General features: G+C 41.2%; 24 protein-coding genes and 1 tRNA gene. 2 read left to right on the forward strand and 23 right to left on the reverse strand.

The window, feature by feature from the left end:
* Nucleotides 1-147: 147 nt before the first annotated feature.
* Nucleotides 148-219: transfer RNA gene (locus tag AC0VXV_RS16695), tRNA-Arg, on the reverse strand.
* 187 nt (nucleotides 220-406) lie between these two features.
* Between AC0VXV_RS16695 and clpP the strand changes: the two genes are divergently transcribed.
* Entirely contained in the window at nucleotides 407-997 is a 591-nt protein-coding gene (gene clpP, locus AC0VXV_RS16700; RefSeq protein WP_339173403.1) for an ATP-dependent Clp endopeptidase proteolytic subunit ClpP, read from the forward strand.
* Between the two features lie 427 nt (nucleotides 998-1,424).
* On the opposite strand, the gene AC0VXV_RS16705 is transcribed toward clpP, so the two are convergent.
* The 21 genes from AC0VXV_RS16705 to AC0VXV_RS16805 form a co-directional block, all read right to left on the reverse strand.
* Nucleotides 1,425-1,682 carry an HPr family phosphocarrier protein gene (locus AC0VXV_RS16705; RefSeq protein WP_475529329.1) on the reverse strand — a complete coding sequence of 86 codons (258 nt, stop codon included), beginning with the start codon at nucleotides 1,680-1,682 and terminating at the stop codon, nucleotides 1,425-1,427.
* A gap of 154 nt (nucleotides 1,683-1,836) precedes the next feature.
* Nucleotides 1,837-2,778, reverse strand: coding sequence for a DNA-binding protein WhiA (whiA, locus tag AC0VXV_RS16710; RefSeq protein ID WP_475529330.1), 942 nt, complete (start codon nucleotides 2,776-2,778; stop codon nucleotides 1,837-1,839).
* Nucleotides 2,779-2,828: 50 nt separating this feature from the next.
* Nucleotides 2,829-3,806: a gluconeogenesis factor YvcK family protein gene (locus AC0VXV_RS16715; RefSeq protein ID WP_475529331.1), complete on the reverse strand. Its 978-nt coding sequence runs from the start codon at nucleotides 3,804-3,806 to the stop codon at nucleotides 2,829-2,831.
* Between the two features lie 4 nt (nucleotides 3,807-3,810).
* Nucleotides 3,811-4,692, reverse strand: coding sequence for an RNase adapter RapZ (rapZ, locus tag AC0VXV_RS16720; protein WP_475529332.1), 882 nt, complete (start codon nucleotides 4,690-4,692; stop codon nucleotides 3,811-3,813).
* A gap of 14 nt (nucleotides 4,693-4,706) precedes the next feature.
* Nucleotides 4,707-5,177 (reverse strand): NUDIX domain-containing protein, encoded by a 471-nt coding sequence (locus tag AC0VXV_RS16725; RefSeq protein ID WP_475529333.1) that lies wholly within the window; start codon nucleotides 5,175-5,177, stop codon nucleotides 4,707-4,709.
* Nucleotides 5,178-5,505: 328 nt separating this feature from the next.
* A complete protein-coding gene (trxB, locus tag AC0VXV_RS16730; protein ID WP_475529335.1) occupies nucleotides 5,506-6,450 on the reverse strand; it encodes a thioredoxin-disulfide reductase in 945 nt (314 codons plus the stop codon).
* A gap of 76 nt (nucleotides 6,451-6,526) precedes the next feature.
* A complete protein-coding gene (locus tag AC0VXV_RS16735; protein WP_475529336.1) occupies nucleotides 6,527-8,053 on the reverse strand; it encodes a tetratricopeptide repeat protein in 1,527 nt (508 codons plus the stop codon).
* A gap of 185 nt (nucleotides 8,054-8,238) precedes the next feature.
* Entirely contained in the window at nucleotides 8,239-8,856 is a 618-nt protein-coding gene (gene hisIE, locus AC0VXV_RS16740) for a bifunctional phosphoribosyl-AMP cyclohydrolase/phosphoribosyl-ATP diphosphatase HisIE (protein WP_079524440.1), read from the reverse strand.
* Nucleotides 8,853-9,611, reverse strand: a complete 759-nt coding sequence (gene hisF, locus AC0VXV_RS16745) for an imidazole glycerol phosphate synthase subunit HisF (RefSeq protein WP_475529338.1) — start codon at nucleotides 9,609-9,611, stop codon at nucleotides 8,853-8,855. Before hisF ends, hisIE begins: the two co-directional genes overlap by 4 nt.
* Complete coding sequence (gene hisH, locus AC0VXV_RS16750) at nucleotides 9,605-10,225, reverse strand: imidazole glycerol phosphate synthase subunit HisH (protein WP_475529339.1); 621 nt, start codon at nucleotides 10,223-10,225, stop codon at nucleotides 9,605-9,607. Before hisH ends, hisF begins: the two co-directional genes overlap by 7 nt.
* Nucleotides 10,222-10,815, reverse strand: a complete 594-nt coding sequence (gene hisB / locus AC0VXV_RS16755) for an imidazoleglycerol-phosphate dehydratase HisB (protein WP_475529340.1) — start codon at nucleotides 10,813-10,815, stop codon at nucleotides 10,222-10,224. Before hisB ends, hisH begins: the two co-directional genes overlap by 4 nt.
* Nucleotides 10,815-12,095, reverse strand: coding sequence for a histidinol dehydrogenase (hisD, locus tag AC0VXV_RS16760; RefSeq protein WP_475529341.1), 1,281 nt, complete (start codon nucleotides 12,093-12,095; stop codon nucleotides 10,815-10,817). The genes hisB and hisD overlap by 1 nt, the downstream gene beginning before the upstream one ends.
* Before the next feature lie 14 nt (nucleotides 12,096-12,109).
* Nucleotides 12,110-12,733: an ATP phosphoribosyltransferase gene (gene hisG / locus AC0VXV_RS16765; protein ID WP_008406420.1), complete on the reverse strand. Its 624-nt coding sequence runs from the start codon at nucleotides 12,731-12,733 to the stop codon at nucleotides 12,110-12,112.
* Nucleotides 12,734-12,737: 4 nt separating this feature from the next.
* Nucleotides 12,738-13,898 carry an ATP phosphoribosyltransferase regulatory subunit gene (locus tag AC0VXV_RS16770; RefSeq protein WP_475529342.1) on the reverse strand — a complete coding sequence of 387 codons (1,161 nt, stop codon included), beginning with the start codon at nucleotides 13,896-13,898 and terminating at the stop codon, nucleotides 12,738-12,740.
* Nucleotides 13,899-14,157: 259 nt separating this feature from the next.
* Nucleotides 14,158-14,688 (reverse strand): acyltransferase, encoded by a 531-nt coding sequence (locus tag AC0VXV_RS16775; protein WP_475529343.1) that lies wholly within the window; start codon nucleotides 14,686-14,688, stop codon nucleotides 14,158-14,160.
* A gap of 2 nt (nucleotides 14,689-14,690) precedes the next feature.
* The gene (ppaX, locus tag AC0VXV_RS16780) at nucleotides 14,691-15,332 is read right to left on the reverse strand and encodes a pyrophosphatase PpaX (protein WP_475529345.1); all 642 of its coding nucleotides are present in this window, start codon (nucleotides 15,330-15,332) and stop codon (nucleotides 14,691-14,693) included.
* Nucleotides 15,333-15,426: 94 nt separating this feature from the next.
* Nucleotides 15,427-16,299: a prolipoprotein diacylglyceryl transferase gene (gene lgt, locus AC0VXV_RS16785; protein WP_475529346.1), complete on the reverse strand. Its 873-nt coding sequence runs from the start codon at nucleotides 16,297-16,299 to the stop codon at nucleotides 15,427-15,429.
* 23 nt (nucleotides 16,300-16,322) lie between these two features.
* Complete coding sequence (hprK, locus tag AC0VXV_RS16790; protein WP_475529347.1) at nucleotides 16,323-17,261, reverse strand: HPr(Ser) kinase/phosphatase; 939 nt, start codon at nucleotides 17,259-17,261, stop codon at nucleotides 16,323-16,325.
* A gap of 173 nt (nucleotides 17,262-17,434) precedes the next feature.
* Entirely contained in the window at nucleotides 17,435-17,746 is a 312-nt protein-coding gene (gene cccB / locus AC0VXV_RS16795) for a cytochrome c551 (protein ID WP_475529349.1), read from the reverse strand.
* 51 nt (nucleotides 17,747-17,797) lie between these two features.
* Nucleotides 17,798-18,652 carry a YitT family protein gene (locus AC0VXV_RS16800; RefSeq protein ID WP_475529350.1) on the reverse strand — a complete coding sequence of 285 codons (855 nt, stop codon included), beginning with the start codon at nucleotides 18,650-18,652 and terminating at the stop codon, nucleotides 17,798-17,800.
* A 117-nt stretch (nucleotides 18,653-18,769) separates the two neighbouring features.
* Nucleotides 18,770-20,008: an EAL and HDOD domain-containing protein gene (locus AC0VXV_RS16805; RefSeq protein WP_475529351.1), complete on the reverse strand. Its 1,239-nt coding sequence runs from the start codon at nucleotides 20,006-20,008 to the stop codon at nucleotides 18,770-18,772.
* A 119-nt stretch (nucleotides 20,009-20,127) separates the two neighbouring features.
* On the opposite strand from AC0VXV_RS16805, the gene AC0VXV_RS16810 reads away from it, so the two are divergent.
* On the forward strand, nucleotides 20,128-20,904 hold the full coding sequence (locus tag AC0VXV_RS16810) for an enoyl-CoA hydratase-related protein (RefSeq protein WP_475529352.1): 777 nt from the start codon (nucleotides 20,128-20,130) through the stop codon (nucleotides 20,902-20,904).
* Between the two features lie 241 nt (nucleotides 20,905-21,145).
* Here AC0VXV_RS16810 and AC0VXV_RS16815 read toward each other — a convergent pair whose 3' ends face one another.
* Complete coding sequence (locus tag AC0VXV_RS16815) at nucleotides 21,146-23,119, reverse strand: S9 family peptidase (RefSeq protein ID WP_475529353.1); 1,974 nt, start codon at nucleotides 23,117-23,119, stop codon at nucleotides 21,146-21,148.
* Between the last annotated feature and the right edge of the window lie 607 nt (nucleotides 23,120-23,726).

A 23,726-nucleotide genomic window follows, 5' to 3' on the forward strand; every position in this document is an offset into this window, starting at 1 on the left:
AAGAAATTTTATTTTTTAGATGAAGAGCGTTTAAATTAGATTAGTTTCGGAAACTTATAGTGTAGCGTCAAAATTAAACTGTAGAAAAATGGAAGAGAAAGATTATTTTTACTTCATGCTGGTCAATAATAATCTTTAAAAAGAAAGCGCCCTCGGAGGGAATCGAACCCCCAGCCTCAGAACCGGAATCTGAAGTGTTATCCATTACACCACGAGGACATATAAATAAGAATATGAGCAACTTTTTTCATTATACAGATGGAACCCCTTATTTTCAACTGTAAAAATCAGAGTTTATATTTGACCATAACTGACTAATACGTGTATGATAGGTTTACAGCTGAAATATTTGTCAATTTCAGCAAAAGTAATCGAATATAAGCTTTAACAAAGGGAGGATTTTTCAATGAACTTAATTCCTACAGTTATTGAACAAACAAACCGCGGCGAACGTGCATATGACATTTATTCACGTTTACTTAAAGACCGCATCATTTTATTAGGTAGTGGGATTGACGATAATGTTGCGAACTCAATCGTAGCACAGCTATTATTTTTAGAAGCTGAAGATCCAGATAAAGACATCTACCTGTATATCAACTCACCAGGTGGCTCTATCACTTCAGGTATGGCAATCTACGATACGATGAACTTCATCAAGCCTGATGTATCAACAATCTGTATCGGTATGGCTGCTTCAATGGGTGCATTCCTGCTTTCTGCTGGTGCAAAAGGCAAGCGCGTTGCATTACCAAACGCAGAAGTAATGATTCACCAACCACTTGGCGGAGCACAAGGTCAAGCAACAGAAATCGAAATCGCTGCAAAACGTATTTTACACTTACGTGAAAAATTAAACCGCATCATGGCTGAAAACAGTGGCCAAGATTACGAAACGTTGGCACGCGACACAGATCGTGACAACTTCATGTCTGCAGAGCAAGCATTAGAGTACGGTCTTATCGATAAAATTTATGAGCGTAACCAATTAAAATAATCGATCCATTCAAGCATACAAGATTCATCTTGTATGCTTTTTTGTGTTCAAAATAGTAAGTGAGACAAAAGTTGAAATTTAATTGGAGAACTAAAAAATTCTTAGTAAGAAGTGGATAATTTAATAAAATTGATTGGAATGGAGGGCGAGCGTAGCTGTTGGCTACAAGCAGAGCTTCCTGCGGGAACAGCAAAATTTATTTTGCGACGAAAGCGAAGCGGCAGGAGCACCGACGCCTGAGACTTAGGAACAAAAGCTAATAGCGCCACGTCCTGTGGCAACGCTTTTGTGACCAACATCTTGTTGGCCCCACGCCGTGCCCGAGGAAAGCGTCCCGGAATGGAAATCAATTTTTACTCACAGCAAAAAAACCCATTTTTCTCACAGAGGAAAATGGGTTTTTGGATTATGTTCTAGCCCTTTTGTTTTAATCCGATTTTTCAATTAGAAGTTGTAGTGCGTCGATTGCTTTTTCTTCGTCATGGCCGTCTGCCCATAATGTGACAACTGTGCCTTTTGCAACAGCTAGGCTCATAATACCCATGATCGACTTTGCATTTACTTTTTTCGTACCTTTTTCTAAAAAGACGTCTGCTTTATAACGATTCGCCTCTTGGACGAACAAAGCGGCCTGTCTTGCCTGTAGGCCCGATTTTAACTTTACTTCTACTTGTTTTTCAATCATGTTGAAATACTCCCTTTCACAACCGTTCATCGCTTCTAAGTTTATCTTAACGAAATTGTCCGAAAAGAACAACAATTGGAAACATCTTTTATGAAATCTTTACCAATTTTTTCTTTTACGCCTCGACGTACTTGCTCCGTACCTTTATGTGAATTTAAATACTCTCTCCACGACGGAGCGCATCCGCGATTTCATCGATTTTGCGCAGACGATGATTGACGCCTGATTTACTTACGACGCCAGTTGAAACCATTTCACCGAGCTCTTTTAACGTCACGTCCTGATATTCCACACGAAGACGTGCTATTTCACGCAGTTTTTCCGGCAGTTGATCAAGACCTACCGCATTATCAATATAGCGGATATTTTCCACTTGCCGCAACGCCGCGCCTATTGTTTTGTTTAAGTTGGCTGTTTCACAGTTTACGATACGATTCACACTGTTACGCATATCTCTTATAATCCGTACATCCTCAAACTTCAGCATTGCCTGTACAGCACCGACTAAATTCATAAAATCCGAAATCTTTTCGGCTTCTTTCAAATACGTTACAAAGCCTTTTTTACGTTCGATCGTTTTCGCATTTAAATCGTATCGGTTCATCAGCTCTGCCAACGCTTCCCCGTGCTCCTTATATAAAGAATAAATCTCCAAATGGTAGGAAGAGGTTTCCGGATTGTTCACCGACCCTCCCGCCAAAAAGGCACCACGTAAATAAGCACGGCGTTCATTTTCTTTCGGTATGATTGATTTGGCGATTGTATGATTAAACTCAAATGAATTTGAGACAATTTCTAAATCCGCAAGAATTTCCCGTGCGCCTTCTCGAACACGGCATATATACACATTGTTCTTTTTAAGACGCATCTTTTTTCGAACAAGCAACTCGACATTATATGGATAAAGCTTCTTTACAATTGTATAAAGCCGACGTGCGATTGCCGCATTTTCTGTTTGTACGTCTAAGCTCAATTGCCGATTTGCAAAGCTCAACGAACCGTTCATCCGTATAAGGGCAGATACTTCAGCCTTTAAACTGCTATCACCGGCTTCTACTTGCGTCAGTTCTTTCTTAGTTTCAGATGCAAATGACATGGATTCGCTCCCCCTTTCCTAGCAACCTATGTAGCGTTTCTTTCATACTACTATTCTTGCATCGTTTGTTTTTTCTGTAATGTATATTCACAAAGCCATTCAGCGAGATTTACCGCATCATGACGTACTGTTCCATTTTCAATAAGTGCAATCTCTTTTGGAATAATATTAATGCCCATTTCTTGAAGTCTTTCAATATCAAACTTTACAGGTTCGGCATTTTCTTCACGGTAATTTTCGTAAATCGAAGGAGGCAGCTCCTTTTCATTGATCAGTACCGATTGGATAAATTCTTCTCCGACATGTTCATGGATTGCTTCAATATGTTTTGAAGCAGTAAAGTTTCTCGTTTCACCTTGCTGTGTCATTAAATTCGCAATGTAAATCTTTTCACCTTTAGCACGAATAACTGCCTGCCCGATCCCTTTAACTAACAAATTCGGAATGATGCTCGTATAAAGGCTTCCAGGTCCAATCAAAATAAAATCTGCCCGTTCAATCGCATGAACTGCAGCAGGTAAAGGTTTTAGATTACTAGGCTCCAAGTATACCCGTTTAATCGGTGCATGGCCTGATGGAATTTTCGACTCGCCTATAATGTCTGACCCATCAGCTAATTCGGCATGTAATGTAACCTTTTTATTCGCTGCTGGAATGACCTTTCCGTGCACATTCAGTACTTTGCTCATTTCAGCAATCGCATGGTTAAAATCACCTGTAATTTCCGTTAAAGCCGTCAACATTAAATTCCCGAGCGAATGACCGCCTAAATCGTTTGATTGAGAAAAGCGATATTGGAACATTTGCTCTACTAACGGCTCTACGTCTGAAAGTGCGGCAATTACATTTCGCACATCTCCTGGCGGCGGGATATCATAGTCATCCCGCAAACGCCCGGAAGAGCCACCGTCATCTGCAACCGTGACGATGGCCGTTATATCAAAAGGATGTTGCTTTAAACCGCGTAAAATTGTAGAAAGGCCTGTCCCTCCGCCAATTACGACGATTCTTGTTCTCTTTTTTTTCATTTCATCAATCCTTCCTATGATTGATATCTCTATGTGTAACGATGACTTGATCATTTTTTGCCAATAGCTTCCCGAAGTATTCAGCAAGTGTAACGGAGCGATGTTGCCCGCCCGTACAGCCGAAAGCGATGACAAGCTGTGATTTGCCTTCATTACGGTAATGGGGAATCATGAATGTGAACAAGTCAGTCAGTTTGGCTATTAACTGTTGTGTTTCTTCCGTTGCCAGTACGTAAGAGGAAACTTCTGTTTGCAGCCCTGTTTTAGGGCGCAATTCTTCAACATAGTAAGGGTTTTTTAAAAAACGGACATCGAATACTAAATCAGCATCAATCGGCAGCCCATGCTTAAATCCAAATGACATAATGTTTAGTGAAAACGTAGGGCTGCTCATATTGCTGAATTCCTGGGCGATACGTTCACGTAATTCGCGTGGCTTTAACTTGGAAGTATTGACGATTGATTTGGCGCGCCCTTTTACTTCTGAGAGCAATTCGCGCTCCAATTGAATCCCTTCCAGCGGTAATCCCTGAGGTGCAAGCGGATGTGATCGGCGGGATTCTTTATAGCGGCGAACTAATGTGGCATCATCGGATTCTAAAAATAAAATACGGAGTAAAATATCTTCTTCGTCCAGTAGTGCGTCGAGCGATTCGATCAATGAGCCAAAAAATTCTCTCCCACGTAAATCCATGACAACTGCCATACGTGAAATCTTTTTTTCGGAACCCTTCATTAGCGCTAAAAAAGTAGTTAAAAGCTCCGGAGGTAAATTATCTACACAGTAATAACCTAAATCCTCAAAACTTTGAACTGCTACCGTTTTGCCCGCCCCTGACATTCCTGTAATAATAACTAACTCATGTGTATAGCTCGAACTAGCCACTTATTTCATCTCCTCTAGTTTTGTTCCGTCGAGTTTTGAATTTTTTCGCTAATCAGCTCAAAATCCTCTGTATATTCAAATGTACCATATTGCGTACCTTTATTTAATGCTGCAAATAATAAATTCGTACGGTCACCTGCTGCCATCGGAAGATCCTTTAAACGATCAATTTCATACCAGCCTAAAACGCCTTCCCGTGTTTCGACAAATGGTGTTCCTTCAACATCTGTTGCAATAAATGTGTACAGCATCCACTCATCGACGACTGTATCTCCATTTTTAATAACCATTGTATATACGCCTTTTAAATGAACGTCTTTTGGTGTTAGATTCGTCTCTTCCTGAAATTCGCGTATAGCGGAGTCATAGATGGACTCTCCTGGCTCCATTTTCCCACCCGGTGCCACAAACCAGCCTCTTCTCGGCTTTTGCAGCAATAATACTTGACCATCTTTAATAGCGAGTAAATTTGTAATACGTTGCATACACAACACCTCAACTTTTTCATTTAATGGATAAGTGAATATATAATATTTCACAAATTCCACATAAGTAAAGACACAATTTCGCTATGTGACGCAAATTGTGTTTTTCTAAAGCTTATTTCTATTATACCTTGTCCTATGCATTCAGTAAAAGCAAGCGTTTCATTTATAATGTCAACATTTATGCCGGAAAGCCACAAAAAAAGAGGTTGCTTCAGCGTAAACCGCTTGAAACAACCTTAGGATAAAAATATAAGGGGGTTAAAACAAATTCCACTTTTAGTATACCCTTATTTTGTAACGATATGATTACATTTATGTTAAAGAATTATTGATTTATTTTTTCTTTTATTTCTTCCACGTAATGTTGAGCTGATTGAGCTGCAATACTGCCGTCGCCTGTAGCTGTTACAATTTGACGAAGCATTTTTTCACGAACATCGCCCGCTGCATAAATACCTGGAATAGCAGTTTCCATTTTTTCGTTTGTTACGATATAGCCTGCTTCATTTAAAATATTCAGTGAAGCAAATGGCGCTGTTAATGGAAGCATGCCGACATATACGAATACGCCATCTGTTTCCACTGCTGATTCTGAACCGTCAACTGTTGAAGCTAACGTCACTTTGCCTACTTTACCGTCAACTTCATGAATTTCTTTTACAGTTGAATTCCAGATGAAGTCTACTTTTTCATTGGCAAATGCACGGTCTTGTAAAATCTTTTGTGCACGAAGCTTATCGCGACGATGTACGATTGTTACTTTATCCGCAAAGCGTGTTAAGTAAACACCTTCTTCAACAGCAGAGTCTCCCCCACCGATTACGATAAGGTTCTTTTGTTTGAAGAATGCGCCATCACATACAGCACAGTAACTTACACCGCGGCCGCCAAGTTCTGTTTCGCCAGGAATGCCCAGTTTTTTGTATTCTGCACCAGTTGTAATGATAATTGTACGTGTTTTATATTGTTTTTTACCTGAAACGATAATTTTATATTCTTCACCGTCGATGATTTCATTTACATCACCGTAAGCATATTCAGCACCGAATTTTTTCGCATGCTCAAACATTTTTGTAGATAGCTCAGGCCCTAAAATTGTATCGAAACCAGGGTAGTTTTCCACTGCTTCTGTATTTGCCATTTGTCCGCCGGGAATCCCACGTTCAATCATTAATGTTGATAAGTTAGCGCGTGATGCATATACCGCAGCTGTCATACCTGCTGGACCTGCTCCGATAATGACTACATCATAAATTTTTTCTTCTGACATGAAGATCCTCCTCTTGCGTATACCTTTTATATATTTTTATCGTATAAGATTGCTTGGATAAATACAAATATACTGCCTATTCAAAGTCCGATGGTACAAATTCATATAATTCATCATTGTATTTCGATAATGTTGCAGTCGAAATATTATATTTACCCGCAACTGCTTTTTTCGTCACTTTGTTTTCCAATGCCGTATGGAACGAGTATTCAACAGCAGCAGCAAGCGCCGAGCGATTTTTAAACGAATAGCCTTGTTCGAATGCGATTTCCCCAAGTGCAAACCATGTACTTAACACTTGCGCCACTTCCAATGAAATCGATTCATTCGTTTCTGTAATCAGTTCGGCAACTTCCATGAAGCGCAGGAATTGCTGTTCTTCCTTGCTGCCGTTGCTGAAATCATAATCCAGTGCATACGCCAGACAAAGCTTTTCGATAGCCGTAAAATTCGAGACATTTAAAAGAGATGGGTGTGCAACAATCTCTTGCTTATGTGCAGACCGCTTCAATAAAAACATGCCAAATAATCGGCTTGATTGATGCTCATCTGTTAGTTGACGAATGATGAAGTCACGGTGATTTTCCGCGGAATTCCGTAAAATAGAACCTTCACCATTTACCCACGGTTCCATCCCTTCTTTTGATGGATCCAGCTGGATAAGCATTTTCCACGCTTCTTTTGCAATTGATTCATGTCCTGAGAAGTAGGCTGACTGGGCAAGCCAGAAATAAAAGCCAGGCTCTCCATCATAGCCTTTTTTACTCATAGAACGCAGCCATTTATAGGCCTCTTCATATTGCCCGATTAACGCAAATGTCGCACCGAGCTTATAACGGTTTTCCCAATCGAACGGTTGGATTTTCTTCAATAAACCGACCAGTTCGTTCAGCTCTTCACTGTTTTTTTCGTAATACGCAAATACGGCCAAATTGCAAAGTGCATGAAGATTGCCTTTGTTTTCACGCAGCACTCGATATAAAAGTGCGCGTGCCTGTTCTGCGTCTCCGACATAAAAATAAGCTAAAGCCAGGTTATTATAGGCATTCCAAAGGTCAGGATACTCTTCAATGAGTTGCTCCAGCATTTCGATTGCCGTCTTAAAGTCTCCCTGCTCCATAGAACGGCGGGCCTTTTCCTGTGCCACATGCTTCGCCCCATCAAATTCGTCCATGTCATCCATTTCTTCGCCCACATAGTCGACAAACTCCAATATTTCAGAGGCGTCTTCCGTATATGTGCCATTAGGTTCCATTTCTAAATATTGTGCTGCGTATTTTTGGGCATCCGCAATATGACCGATACAGCCCGACACTTCCGCCAGCATGAAAATGATTTCGGATTCATTCGGCTCTAAACTATAGGCTGTGTGAATCAACTCATATGCATGCTCAAAATTTTGCAGTTCCATTTCAAGTATTCCGTACTGTAGTAACACATGCGCATCATCCGGACTTAAATCCGCCGCACGCTTTATAAATTTATATGCTTTATCCATTTCGTCTCGTTCTATTGCCTTTAAAGCTTTCTTGTAATAATAATCACCATTCGGAACAAACGACACGACATTAGTAGCTTTTGGTTTTAAACGTTTATTTTCCAATAATATTCCTCCGAGTCATTCCGTTCAATACATTCTATATCATCAAATACGCAGGTCATTTGTTTGTAAACAAAGAAATAAGGAACGCACAGGTGTGGTCCCTTAATCAATTCTTACTATTATAGCATATTCGGCACATATGTACTAAAAACACGTCTGACAAAGCGGCGTTAATTTTCCAGTTGTTATTGCTTCTTTCCTTCATGACGTTTTTGCAATACATCCAGCACTTCATAAACATCGACTTTTTGCTCTTGAAGCAATACTAATAAGTGATAAAGAAGATCTGCCGATTCCCATTTCACTTCTTCTGCATCGCGGTTTTTCGCACCGATGACAACTTCTGTAGCCTCTTCGCCGACTTTTTTACAGATTTTATCGATTCCTTTATCGAATAAATACGTTGTGTACGCCCCTTCAGGCATATCGATTTCACGTTGTTTAATCACTTCTACAAGCTGCGGAAGAATTGCGACAGAGCCTGGACGTTCGTTTTCCACCAAGCTTTCAGTAAAGCATGAAGTTGTTCCGTTATGACAAGCCGGACCAGCTGGAATGACTTCAATTACAAGTGCATCCTTGTCACAGTCTGTTTTGATCGAAACTACTTTTTGCGTGTTGCCGCTCGTTGCGCCTTTATGCCAAAGCTCCTGTCGAGAACGTGAATAAAACCAAGTTTCATTCGTTTCAATCGTTTTTTGGAGCGACTCTTCGTTCATATAAGCTACTGTTAATACTTCTTTTGACTGTGCATCTTGTACTACAGCTGTAATTAAGCCTTGTTCATTAAATTTTACGTTCATCGTACACGAACCCCTTTTTCTTTTAAGTAGCTTTTCACTTCTGCTACGCTCGTTTCTTTATAGTGGAAAATACTCGCTGCTAATGCGGCATCTGTATCAACATCCTGCAATACTTCACGGAAGTGTTCGGCATTCCCTGCCCCGCCGCTCGCGATGACAGGAACTGTTACCGCATCACGTACCGCCTTTGTTAATGCCAGGTCAAAACCTGATTTCTCGCCGTCCTGATTCATCGATGTAAGAAGAATTTCCCCGGCACCTAGACGTACCGCTTCTTTTGCCCAATCGACTGCTTTCCATGTCGTTTTATTGCGGCCACCATGTGTATATACCATCCATGTTCCGTCTTCTTCACTGTACCTCGCATCGATCGCACAAACGATACATTGTGCCCCAAAGTAATCCGCACCTTCTTTAATAAGCTGCGGGCGTTCCAGTGCAGAAGTGTTGACCGATACTTTATCGGCACCCGCACGTAAAATACGCTTCATATCATCGATTGTTCGAATGCCGCCGCCTACTGTAAACGGAATCGCCAATGTTGCTGCCGTTTGACGGACAACATCGACCATCGTTTCCCGACCTTCATGCGAAGCGGAAATATCAAGAAATACAAGCTCATCGGCGCCTTGCTCATCATAAAATTTAGCTAACTCTACAGGATCGCCTGCATCACGCAATTCTACAAACTGTACCCCTTTTACAACACGTCCTTCTTTCACGTCAAGACATGGAATAATTCGTTTTGTTAACATACGCCCTCTTTCACTCCCTGTGTCCAAGCCGTCAATAAATACACACCAAACGGCCCTGACTTTTCTGGATGGAACTGCATACCTGTAAAATTATCTTTTGCCACGATGCCCGGTACTTGTACGTGCTCATAATCAGCTGAGGCGATCAGCTCCATTTCATAGATGCCGCTCGCATAGTACGAGTGAACAAAGTAGACATGGCGTTCTTGCGGCAAGGCTTCATTGTTTAACCACGCTGGTGTTTGGTTTAATTTCAGCTCATTCCAGCCCATATGCGGAATGCGTGTAACATCAGTAAAGCGCTGAATACGTCCATTGAATATGCCAAGACCTTTCGTTTGCGCCACTTCATCGCTTTCTTCAAACATCAGCTGCATCCCAAGGCAAATGCCAAGCAACGGCTTTTTCGTCGTTTTAATAAAATCGATGAGCCCCGTTTCTTCCAGGCGTTTCATCGCATCCGGAAATGCACCTACACCCGGCAGAACATAAGCATCTGCCGCTTCCAACTGTTCAGTATCGCTTGAAACAATTACTTGTACATCCAATCGCTTTAATGCCTGTTCGACACTAAACAGATTGCCCATTCCATAATCTAATACACCTATCTTCACGTTAACAGCCCCTTTGTTGATGGCACACCTTTTACACGTGGGTCGATTTCAATCGCTGCATCCAATGCACGTGCCGTTGCTTTAAAAATCGCTTCAATAATATGGTGTGTATTATGGCCGTAAGGAACGATGACATGCAGGTTAATGCGTGCTTCCAATGCAAACTTCCATAAAAACTCATGGACAAGCTCTGTATCAAAGTTGCCTACTTTCGCATTGAGTTCCGGTGTAACGCGGTATTCCAAATGCGGACGGTTTGAGCAGTCAACGACAACTTGTGCTAACGCATCGTCCATCGGTACAAATGCAGTACCGTAGCGTTTAATTCCTTTTTTATCGCCTAACGCTTCACGGAATGCTTGTCCTAACACAATTCCGATATCCTCTGTCGTATGGTGATCATCAATCCATGTATCCCCGTCCGCCAGTATTTTGCCGTCAAACAATCCATGCTTGATAAATAGATCGAGCATATGGTCCATAAAGCCAACACCTGTTTTAATGTCGGCTTGACCTGTACCGTCCAAGTTGAGCTCTACTTTAATTTTTGTTTCATTTGTATCGCGATTGATTTTTGCAAAACGTGTCATTATTCTTCTCCTTTATCCCAGCCGCGCGATTCTACCGCTCTTGCATGTCCTTCCAACCCTTCAAGTCGTGCAAGACGCGCAATCTTCGGCGCATTTTGTTGCCAAGTTTTTTCGCTATAATAAACAACGCTCGTGCGCTTAATAAAATCATCGACATTTAAGCCACTTGCAAAGCGCGCTGTTGAGTTCGTCGGTAATACGTGATTCGTGCCTGCAAAGTAATCTCCTACCGGCTCCGAGCTATAACGGCCGATAAAAATCGCACCGGCATGTGTAATCATTTCCGAAACCTTTTCAGCATTTTCCGTAATGACTTCCAAATGTTCAGGTGCCAATGAATTGACAGCACGTACCGCATCTTTAATGGATTCCGCTACGTAAATATGACCGAAGTTTTCAATCGATTTTCGTGCAATCGACTGTCGCGGTAATTTTGATAATTGAATCTCGACCTGATCTGCCACTGCATCCGCCAAGTCATCGCTTGTTGTAATCAGGACAGCACAAGCTAAAGTATCATGCTCTGCCTGTGATAGCAGGTCAGCAGCAATTTCATCGGCATATGCACTTTCATCCGCTAAAATACAAATTTCAGATGGACCGGCAATCATATCAATTGCCACTTCACCGAATACTTCACGCTTCGCCAATGCTACGAATATATTGCCCGGACCTGTAATTTTATCTACCGGGGCAATCGTTTCCGTTCCGTATGCTAATGCAGCAATCGCCTGTGCACCGCCTACTTTATAAATTTCCGTCACACCTAAAATATGTGCTGCAACGAGTACAGCTTCCGGCAATTTCCCGTCATTTCCTGCAGGTGATGTAATGACAATGCGTTTTACTCCCGCAACTTGCGCCGGGATGACATTCATTAATACAGAAGAAGGATAGGCTGCAGATCCGCCAGGTACATACAATCCAACTGCATCAAGCGGTGTAATCCGTTGTCCTAAATATGACCCGTCTTCTAGTGGCAACCGGAATCCGGTACGTTTTTGTTCACTATGATAGCGATAAATATTATCTGCTGCTTCCTGTAAATCGCCGTATAATTGCGAATCAAAATTTTTAACCGCTTCAACGATTTCACTTTCAGCTACGCGTAAATTTTCCGGTGCAAAGCCGTCCCACTTTTCACTGTAATATTTAATCGCCGCATCACCTTTTGTACGCACATCCTGTATAACTTCACGTACCGTTTGCAGCTGCTGTTCATTGCCTTGCTCGAGTTGGCGTTTTAAAGAAATATCGTTATCCAAAATTGTTATTTTCATCTCGTTGGCCCCTCTTATTTCACACATTTTTTCAAGCGTGTTACTAAATCTTGAATGCGGTCACTCTTCATGCGATAGCTTACAGGATTCGCGATTAAACGGGATGAAACTTCGGCAATATGTTCATATTCCACTAAGCCGTTTTCCTTCAATGTACGACCCGTTGAAACGATATCGACAATGCGATCGGCCAGGCCAATCATCGGTGCCAGTTCAATCGATCCGTTCAGCTCAATAATCTCGACCTGCTCGCCGATCCCTTTATAGTACTTCATCGCAATATTCGGATACTTCGTCGCAATACGCGGCGCAATTTCGTTAATCGTTGTGTTCGGTAAACCTGCTGAAGCGATATAGCATTCGCTAATTTTCAAATCGAGCAGCTCATGGACAGTTCGGCGCTGCTCAAGTAAAACATCTTTACCCGCAATTCCAATATCCGCAACCCCATGCTCGACATAAACCGGTACGTCCATCGGTTTCGCTAAAATAAAGCTAATGTTTTCCTCAGGTATTTCAATCATAAGTTTACGCGACATTTCCACTTCTTCAGGAAGGTTAAAACCAGCCTCCAGCAACATTTCATAAGCTTCTTCAAAAATACGCCCTTTTGGCATCGCAATTGTTAGCTGTGTCATTTGATTACGCCTCCCTGCTATTGTATTCATTAACGATTTTAAAGTGAGCTTTTAATGCTTCGATATTTTCGATGCCTTCGTATGATTGGAATGTCACTTGCTTTCCTTGTTCACGCAGCAGTTGTACTGACTGTAATGCTTCTGAAAAACGTTCAGCCGCGAACAATACAAGCACTTCATCTTTGTCGACATTGATTTTAGGCATTGCTTCAAATACGCGGTCAACACGCAAACCAAAGCCTGTTGCACCGGCTTGCGAACCAAAATGCTGCATTAATCCATCATAACGTCCGCCATTTCCTAACGGGAATCCGCTGCCTGAAGCAAACACTTCAAATAACATCCCTGTGTAATAACTCATATGGCTTGATAATGTGAAATCGAATGCGATGTACTCTTCATAACCGGCAGCATCCAATATTCTCGCCAAGTTTCGCATATATTCCAGCGCATCATTTTTGCGAACATATTTTTCGATTGCTTCAATTGAAGGCAGGCTGATCGCATCTTCTATATAAGCTAACAGTGCATCGGATTTTGTTTTCGGTAGATCAAATGCCAGTACCGCTTCTTCAAATCCGACAAAGTTTCGTTGTACAAGAAGATCATTTAAATCATCTGCCTGAGCATCGCTTTCTGTATAATCCTTTAAAATGCAGCTTAATACTCCTGCATGTCCGATTGTTACTTTGAAATCTGTAATTTGGTAAGCCTTTACTAAATCGATTGCCGTCATGATTACTTCCGCATCGGCATATACAGAATTGTCACCAATCAGTTCAATTCCCATTTGATCGAATTCAGCCGGGCGCCCGCCTTCACGCTGCTGCGCACGGAATACATTTGCAAAATAGGCAAGGCGTTGTGGAATTTTTTCTTTTAGTAATTTCGAAGTCGCAACACGGGCAATCGGTGTTGTCATATCTGGTCGCAGTACAAGGGTATTCCCTTGGCTATCAACCAATTTAAAAAGTCGGGCATCGGAAATTGCAGATGCTTTCCCGACCGTATCGTAATATTCAACAGATGGTGTTTTTATAAATTCATAGCCGCGCTCACGTAGCAATGCTCGTCCTGTTGAGCGGATTAATTCAAGTTTTTCATAAATTTCCGGTAACGTATCACGCATTCCAAGTGGCTTTTCAAACATTTTAATCGATGACATTTTCACACATCCTAATTTTTATACTTGGTTAAATTCTGCATACTACACTTTAGTATACTAGAGTGTTAAATCACTAGTGTATGAAAGTATTTTACTGTTACTTATGTTCGTAGTCAATGAATTCATACAAATATTTAGTTAATTTAATTTTCTGATATATTTTTATATTATACATCATATTATGCCGAATTCAGTTTTGTTGCGGAAAAGACATTAAAAAATATCCATCTCCGCATTAGAGGAAATGGATATTCTACATTTAATTTTGCCAAACCGGTTTGTCATTCTTTTTCCGTTCTGCCATTTGTTCCGCAGTGAAAATAATGCGCATAGGGTTGCCGCCTGCCATTGCGCCTGCCGGTACATCCTTATGCACCAATGTCGCTGCAGAAACGATTGCACCGTCTCCTATTTTTACACCAGGTAAAATTGTCGAGTTTGCACCTACCATAACATTGCTACCAATTTCGACATCACCGAGACGGTATTCTTCTATTAAATATTCATGCGCTAAAATTGTCGTATTAAAGCCGATGATCGAGTTATCGCCGACTGAAATACGCTCCGGGAACATGGAATCAGGCATGACCATCAATGCCAACGAAGCCTGCTTACCGATTTTCATTTTTAAAAACGAGCGGTACAGCCAGTTTTTCCAAGCCATAACTGGGGTAACCCGTCCAATTTGGATGACAATAAAGCATTTCATCACTTTCCAAAATGAAACGGTATTATAAACTTTCCATAATGAATTCGCACCTTGAACTTTGTAGCGTTCTGTTCTGCGCATGCCTACTCCCCTTTCACAATATCCAATAAATCATGCATATGATGAAGCATATAAGTCGGCATATAGGACATTAAATAATCGACACCTTTAGCAGACCAAGCAACGCCCGCTGTTCGGACACCTGCATTTTGCCCGCCTTCAATATCATGCGAATTGTCGCCGATCATGATCGCTTCGTCTTTACCGACACCTAGCTTTTCGAGTGCTAATAGAACCGGTTCCGGATGTGGTTTTACATGCTCCACATCATCAAAACCGACAATGACATCAAAATACTGTTCGGCACAAAGTACTTTTAAACCGCGTGCAAGGCTTTCTCTTGCTTTCGTTGAAACAATCGCCAGTTTGATGCCTAAATTGTGGAGCTCTTCCAAAGTTTCGACTACTGCATCATAGCTTGTTACTAAACGGTCATGGTTAAGTGCGTTCCATTCTTTATATTTCCCAATCATTACATCGGTTTCGCCCGGTGTTAATTCGTCAAACGTCTGTTTTAATGACGGACCGATGAATCTTAGGCAGTCTTCTGTCGAATATTGCCCGGGAAATTTTTCGTCAAAAATATACATGAAGGTCTGGATGATTAAATCATTTGTATTTAGTAATGTGCCGTCAAAATCAAACAGCAATGCCTTTGTTTTCATACTGAAGAATGCTCCCTTTTAAAAAACCGCTCGCACTAATGCAAACGGTGTTAAATATTATTTCCCTAAATGGGGGTGATTTTTATATCGAAAATTATTTCTTCTTGCTCTTCTTATTTTTATTGTTATTTTTAGTCGCAGCAGGTTTTTCCTCATCTAAATAATGGATAACCGGTTTTACTTTCATACGGCGATAAACAATGGCAATAATTCCGACTGTGATACCGATGATCGAAACAACTTGAGCTGAGCGCAAATCTCCGACTAAGTATAAGCTATCTGTACGCAAGCCTTCGATGTAGAAACGTCCGATTGAATACCAGATTAAATAGAAGAAAAACATTTCGCCGCGTCGCCAGTTTAATTTGCGGGCAAACAGCAAAATGACTAAACCGACTACGTTCCATAATGATTCATACAAGAAAGTCGGATGTACATAGTTGCCGTCTTCACTAATAAACATTTGTTCAATCAGCCAGTTCGGTAAAAACAGGCCTTCCAAAAATTCTCGTGATACAGGGCCGCCATAAGCTTCCTGATTTACGAAGTTGCCCCATCTTCCAATAATCTGACCAACAAGGATGCTCGGTGCAGCAATATCGGCGAGTTTTAAGAAGCTCACTTTGCGCTTTTTCGTAAATATGTATGCTGTAATAAACGCTCCGATTAATGCACCGTGAATCGCAATACCGCCATTCCAAATTTGAATGATACTGCCCGGATGCTGGCTATAGTAATCCCACTTCATCACAACGTAATAAACGCGGGCTGACAAGATTGAAATCGGAATTGCCCAAATGAGCAGGTCGGCGAAAAATTCCGGATCTAACCCACGGCGGACCGACTCTTTTTGTGCCAGAAAGTAGGCAACGACAATCCCGAGCCCGATAATGATTCCGTACCAGTTTACCGGTATTGGTCCTAAGTGGAATGCTACCGGATTAATTGCTAATAAATTTGTACCCATAAACTTCTCCCTTCAACTACCTATTAATAATCGTCTATTTCATCATTCGGAACAAGCATATCGTCCAGGCGACGTGAAAATTCCTCCGCTGCATTGACTCCCATTTTTTTCAGACGGTAGTTCATCGCAGCTACTTCAATAATTACGGATACATTTCGCCCTGGCTGTACTGGAATTGTCAGCTTCGTTACTTCTGAATCAATAATTTTCATCTTTTCCTCATCCAACCCTAGACGATCATAAAACTTATCCGGATCCCATGTTTCAAGCTCTATTATCAATGTAATACGCTTGTATGGGCGCACAGCACTTGCACCGAACAATGTCATAATATCGATGATTCCAATACCGCGAATTTCCAGCAGATGTTCCAATAATGGTGGCGGGAATCCAACTAGCATGTTTTCGCCTTCCTGACGAATTTCCACACTGTCATCTGCCACTAACCGATGTCCTTTTTTTACAAGCTCAAGTGCCGTCTCACTTTTACCGACACCACTTTTTCCAATAATAAGAACACCAATGCCATATACATCAACAAGAACCCCATGAATAGCAGTTGTCGGTGCAAGCTTACTCTCCAAAAAGTTCGTCAGTCGGCTCGAAAATCTAGTAGTCGTCAGCTTCGTAACAAGCACCGGGACATGATTTTCATTCGATGCATCGATCAGTTCCTGAGGCACGTCCAAATCGCGCGAAATAATAATCGCAGGTGTTTCATCCGAACAAAGCTGCTTCATTCGGCTTCTTTTTTCCTTTTCAGGCAACATTTCAAAAAATGAGAGCTCTGTTTTACCTAGCAGCTGAACACGGTCAGCTGGATAATGTGTAAAATAGCCGGCCATTTCCAAACCCGGGCGGGATATATCACTCGTCGTTATGTATCGTCCAACTCCGGCTTCCCCACTGACTAGCTCCAAATTAAACTTTTCCATAACATCTTTCGCAATTACTTGAATCATAAATTTGGTACGCTCCTATCTTCTAGCATCTCCACTGTATTTTATCATGTCTATCCCATTTTCAATATATAACGCGCTTAGTTTTTTAAATTATCAATCACATCACTTGGCCATTTGCAAAAAAAGGTAAAAAAAGATGGAGCGAATAAAGCTCCATCTTTTTTATGTATAAATTACTTCAATGTTGATAAATACTCTGCAGCTGCTTCCGCTTTTTCGCCTTTTACTATCCCGGGAGGCATTCGGTCTTTACCATTTAAAATTATATCCAAAATCTCTTCTTCCGAATATTTAGCCCCTAATTGATTCAACGCTGGCGCATTGCCGCCTTGTAATTGACCGCCATGGCATGTTGCGCATGATTGCTGTACAACACTTTTCCCGTCGATTTCAGCTGTTTCGCCGTTTGAAGACGAATCATCTCCACCGCATGCAGCAAGGAAAATTGCTGAACCGAAAACTAATGTAAGTAAACTCTTTTTCATTCTGAACCCCTCCAAAAATGAACTTCTATTCCACTACCAATTATAACAAACTTATACTTTTTTGAAACCTTCGCCTAGCACTTCATATGCGTCCGAAACGATGACAAATGCTTGAGGATCAACGGTTTTCAGTACTTGTTTCAACCTTGTGAACTCTGTTTGATAAACAACGACCATTAATACCGGGCGCTCCTCACCTGTATATCCACCAAATGCCGGAAGCCTCGTAATCCCGCGATTGATCTCTTTATAAATTGCATCGCGCACATCCGTTTCTTTTTGTGTAATAATGTAGACCATTTTCGATTGGCTAAAACCTAGCTGTACAATATCAATCGTTTTTGTCGTGACATATAGACCAATTAACGCATACAGTCCTTTTTCAAGGTCAAACACAATTGCCGCACTGACCGCAATCAGGCCATCGATAAACAGTACACTTGTCCCTAATGTTAAGCCTGTATATTTCGTAATAATTTGAGCAAGCAAATCCGTACCGCCAGTTGAAGCATTCCCTTTAAAAACAAGACCTATCCCCAAACCGACAACAATCCCGCCAAAGATAGCCCCTAATAATGGGTTCAGCGTCCAAGGATCCCAGCTCTCCGTTAATATAACGAAGAAAGGAAGAGCAATCGTACCAATAAATGATTTGATTCCAAACTTTTTCCCTAGTACAAGCACTCCTGCGATAAATAAAGGAATATTGAATGCATACTGAACAATCCCGGCATTCCAACCGAACATACCATACAAGATTGTACTGATCCCACTTACCCCGCCGGATGCAACCTGGTTTGGAAATAAAAACACATTAAAGCCGAACGCAATGACCGCTGCGCCAACAATGACAAATACATACTCCATTACACTGTTTTTCACTGAACTCTGTGAGCTATATGTCATACAAATCCTCGCTTCTTTTGTAAATTCCACTGAATTATACCAAATCCTACATTAAATGAGAACTTCATCTAACTAAAGGAAAAGCGCCCCATTAAAGGACGCATTCTCTTCTGCTTTTTATTCGATTATTAATGCCTCATCGACCCATACTTTCACTTCTTCATACATCGGTAAAAGCCCGTCGACAGGTATGTTTAATTGCCGGGATAATGGAATAATGCCTTCCCAGTCCAATTTACTTAAAGCGGTAGCAAATTGTAAATACTGCGTCATCTCTGTATGTTCACCGGAGATTGTTTCCAAAATCGTTTCCGATAGCGGCAATTGCGTAACAATTGCATTCATCGGCCGTTTTAATAAGGAATCGATCAATGAAAACAAACCGACTAAAAAATACTCAGAGAAATTCTTTTTGTAATTAAGCCGGGCAATTTTCTCACAGGCTTTTGCTCTGAACAAGGATGCGTACATTAACTCCTGAAATACATCGTTATTTCGCTTCACGTCGGATTCACGCATCGCCAGTAAATAAATCCATCTCCGCAACTCCGTTAACCCTAGTAATAAAATGGCCTGCTTAATCGAGCGGACTTTCGTTTTCGAACGTCTTGACGAACCATTGATTAATTTGAGCAACCGGTAGGATAATGAAATTTCCCGTTCAATATTGTTCGCCAATACATCAATATTTGCTTCATCATCCCGCAACAACGAGATAATCTGGAAATATTGAAACAGATTTGCCGGTATGTCTCTAGCCGTCAGTATTTGCGGTTTTTCAAAGAAGTAGCCTTGAAATAGAAAATAACCGGATTCTTTGGCCATTTCATACTGCTCACGCGTTTCTACTTTTTCTGCTAATAGTTTAATATGAGGAAATTTCGATTTAATCGTATTTTCTAATGCCACTCTCTCATTTTCACCTGTATGTAAAAAATCGATTTTAATATAATCAATGTGCCGAAAGAGCTCATCATAGATCAAAACTTGTTCGTTAATGACAAAATCATCAAGCGCAATTTTATTTCCCGCATTTTTTAATTGTTTAATTCTTTCGATTAACGCCATTGTAATCGGAATATCTTCCAATATTTCAATGACAATTTGACCATGTTCAATAAAATCCACCGATTCCTGCATAATCAGGTTTTCCGTAAAATTAATGAATGATGGCTTTCCATTGGCTACTTCTTTAATGCCGATTGAAAGAAATGAATTGATTAATAGCTCAACGGTTGCTGTATCTGCATCAATATTCGGAAACTGGTTGGTGTAATTATTTCGATACAACAACTCATACGCTACGATTTCTTCATGTCTGTTAAAGATAGGTTGCCGCCCAACAAATACTTCCATTTTGTAATTTCCCCAATACTCGTTTATTTTCTCTCTATTTATTATGGAATTTGCTGTTATTTTGCAATTTTCCCATGTACTATAAAATTAGATTAACAAATTTCAAGGAGGCAGTAAATGTGAACACTGTAAAATACGAGCAAAAAGACTTTATTGCATATGTAACACTTGATCGCCCCGATATGTTAAACGCTTTTAACTATGAAATGCTGGAACAATTACGCAATGTTATCGAATCCATTCAAATCCACCCTGATATTCGACTTGTCATCATTACAGGTTCCGGTGATAAAGCCTTTTCGGTTGGCGCGGACCTAAAAGAACGAAAAACATTGCCGGATACACTTGTAAAACGTAACTTAAACCGGTTCGGGGAAGTATTCACGCTTATTGAGCAATTACCGCAACCGACGATTTGTGTATTAAACGGCTATGCCTTTGGTGGCGGACTTGAGCTTGCACTTGCTTGCGATTTTCGTATTGCGGCCGAAACGGTATCCCTCGGCTTAACGGAAACAGGCCTAGGTATCATTCCGGGTGCCGGTGGAACACAGCGACTGCCGCGCTTAATCGGTGAAGCAAAAGCATTGGAGCTTATTTTGACAGCAAAACGAATGACCGCACACGAAGCACTTGACTATGGTGTCGTTACGAAAGTGGCTCCAGCCGAAAGTTTACATGAAGTGACGGCCGACTTTGCCGCACTTATTTTACGAAACGCGCCAATTGCGATCCAGCAAGCTAAATTTGCTGTAAAACAAGGGATGAAGACAGATATTCAAACAGGCCTTCAAATTGAACGAAAAGCATACGAACTGACAATCCCCACTGAAGACCGCATTGAAGCACTGAATGCCTTCGCCGAGAAAAGAACTCCTCAGTTTAAAGGTAGATAAGCAGGACATACGAAAAAATCAATTTTCTCAATGAGAAAATTGATTTTTTCTAATTACATCAGAATTGATTTCCGTTACGGGGACGCTTTCCACGGGCTTGGCCTGAGCCTGTAGTCTCAGTCTCACGCTATTCCCGTAGGAGTCGCCCCTTCATTCCAATCAATTCATAAAGTACCAGTCTATTAATTAAGTTTCAAATTGTATTGCCGTAGGATTTCACTACTATTTCATCCACTTATTTTTACAAGTATTTCTCAAACCAGCCTGTAATTTGCTCAAGTCGTTCTAATCGTAAGTTCGGGATACCTGTACGTGATAAGTTATGGTCACATTCAGGGAAGCGGACGAATCCGACCTCTTTGCCCATTTTCTTAAGTGTAATATAAAGTTGCTCTGCCTGCTCGATCGGGCAGCGGAAATCACGTTCACTATGCAATATAAGCAGCGGTGTTTCCACATTAGCCGCATATTTCAACGGTGAGTGGTGCCACAGTTTTTCCACATCATTCATATCTGCGAGCATTTGCCATTCAGAGAAATAATAACCGATATCCGATACGCCGTAGAAGCTGATCCAGTTTGAGATCGAACGTTGGGTAACAGCTGCTTTAAAGCGGTTCGTGTGACCAACAACCCAGTTCGTCATAAAGCCGCCATAGCTTCCCCCAGTAATCCCTAAACGTGACTCATCGATCCATGCATAGTTTTTCAGTGCATAATCAACACCAGCCATAATATCTTCATAGTCCCCATCGCCATAATTGCCGCGCACACCATCGACAAACTCCTGGCTGTAGCCATGACTGCCTCGTGGGTTTACATAAAGCACGCCATACCCTTTCGCCGCCAATAGCTGCATCTCATGGAAAAACGTATTCGCATATAAAGTATGCGGTCCGCCGTGCACTTCAACAATTAACGGATATTTTTCCCCTTCTGTATACTGTGCAGGCTTCATGATCCAGCCGTGTACAGTCAAACCGTCTTTTGATGTATACGAAATCGCTTCCGGTTCAGACAGCGTAGTCTCTTGTAAAAACTTTTCGTTAAATGCTGTTAACTGCTTGCGTTCACCCGTTGTAATATCAAAGTCAAACAGCTCTCCGGGGAATGTTCCATTGGATACCGTCAATAATGCACGGTTACCGTTTTTAAAGATCGCATAGCCGTATACATGCTCATTTTCCGGTGATGCAGGATAAAGTGCCCCCTCCAACGTTGCATAATATAAGCGGATATCTCCTTCAGTCGATACTTGGAAATATAGATCATTGTTTTCCGTCCATACTACAGATGGAGCTGATACACCTTGCTGAATATCTGCAACCGCATAGTCGCCAACCGGCAAGTCCAGCATTTCCGTCAGTTTTTGAGTTGTTTTCGTTTCTGTATCATAAATATAAACATGGCCATGTGTAGCATTTCTGAATGAATGATCCGAACCGCCAAATGCAATGTAGCGGTCATCAAATGAAAACTCAGCCCCGCCAAAGTAACCATCTTCATCTATTAGAGCTGTTTCTCTTTTCGTATCTACATTAACTAGATAAAGCGGTGTACGGAACACATCATCCGTATTTTCTTCACGATTCACACCGATCACTAATGTTTTCCCGTCATGTGAAATGCCTTGTAAGCTATGTGAATAATCGCCTTCTGTAAATGTATTTACTTCTTTCGTAGCTAAATCAACAGAAGCAATTTGTGAATAGCGGTTCTGCTTCAATAACCCGATACTGTCTGCTTTGTATTTCATTTTATCCACGACATAGGCTTTCGGGAATTTCGTGTCTTCCTTTTCTTCCTCTTTCGTAATATCCAGCCCTTTTTTAACTGTGCTTGTAATCCAAACTTTCTCACCACAAGGGCTCCATAAAAATGAATTGACGCCATTTGGAAGTGTCGTAATTTCCTGTGCTTCCCCACCGCGGCGGTTTAATATGTATAGTTGCTGTTTTTCATTGCGCTTTACTAAAAATGCAACTTGTTTGCCATCCGGTGACCACTCGGGATTCGTCACACGTTCATTGCCGTAAGTCCATTGTGTTGTTTCCCCTGATTCCAGGTCGATATGGAACAAATGGGCATTGTAATTATTTTCTTCTTTATTAATTTCTGTTCGAATAAATACCGCTTCTTGCTCGTTTGGCGCAAGTACCGGATTTGTAATGGATTGAATTTCGAATAAGCTTTCTTTTGTAATATACTTTGTCATTAAAACACCTCTTCATTTATTTCGATTTCCGTAATAACAATGTACCACCTTTTATTTGAAATTTCAAAATATAAATATATAAGAATATAAGTTTATGTCCACTTCTCATAGAGCTTCTTATTTAGTTCCGGTTTTCTTTGGCGTGAGCCGCATAGCAGCAGTAAAGGCACGCCGTAAACGTCGCACCTTTACTGCTGCTATTATTGCGGATTGGGACTCCCGCCAATTCAATAGTGTCCGGCTCTAAACCGTAACGCCCTTTAGTCGGCGCTTACAGTGGTAGGCGCCGGTTCTACGCACAAAGTTAATCTTTCTTTATAAAAAAATGATAGCCCTTGTTACAAAAAATTTTTCTCCTTTCTAAAAAGGAGATACTTTATGAGAAAGTAGGCGCCTTGCGAATGCACAGCGCCTCCCGATATAAGCAACGATTGAAACAACAGTACTTTAAGATTGGCAGGCTTCTCAAAAAGCACGAAGAAAAGTCGCAAAGACATGTGCAACATGGCTTGGTGACTTTTGTGCTTAGCCCGCCAATAACCACCGGAACATTATAAGAAGCTTTATGAGGACAATCCCTCAACCGGCACCTTTTTATTTCAATTTT

It is taken from the genome of Solibacillus sp. iso_87 (assembly GCF_056173085.1).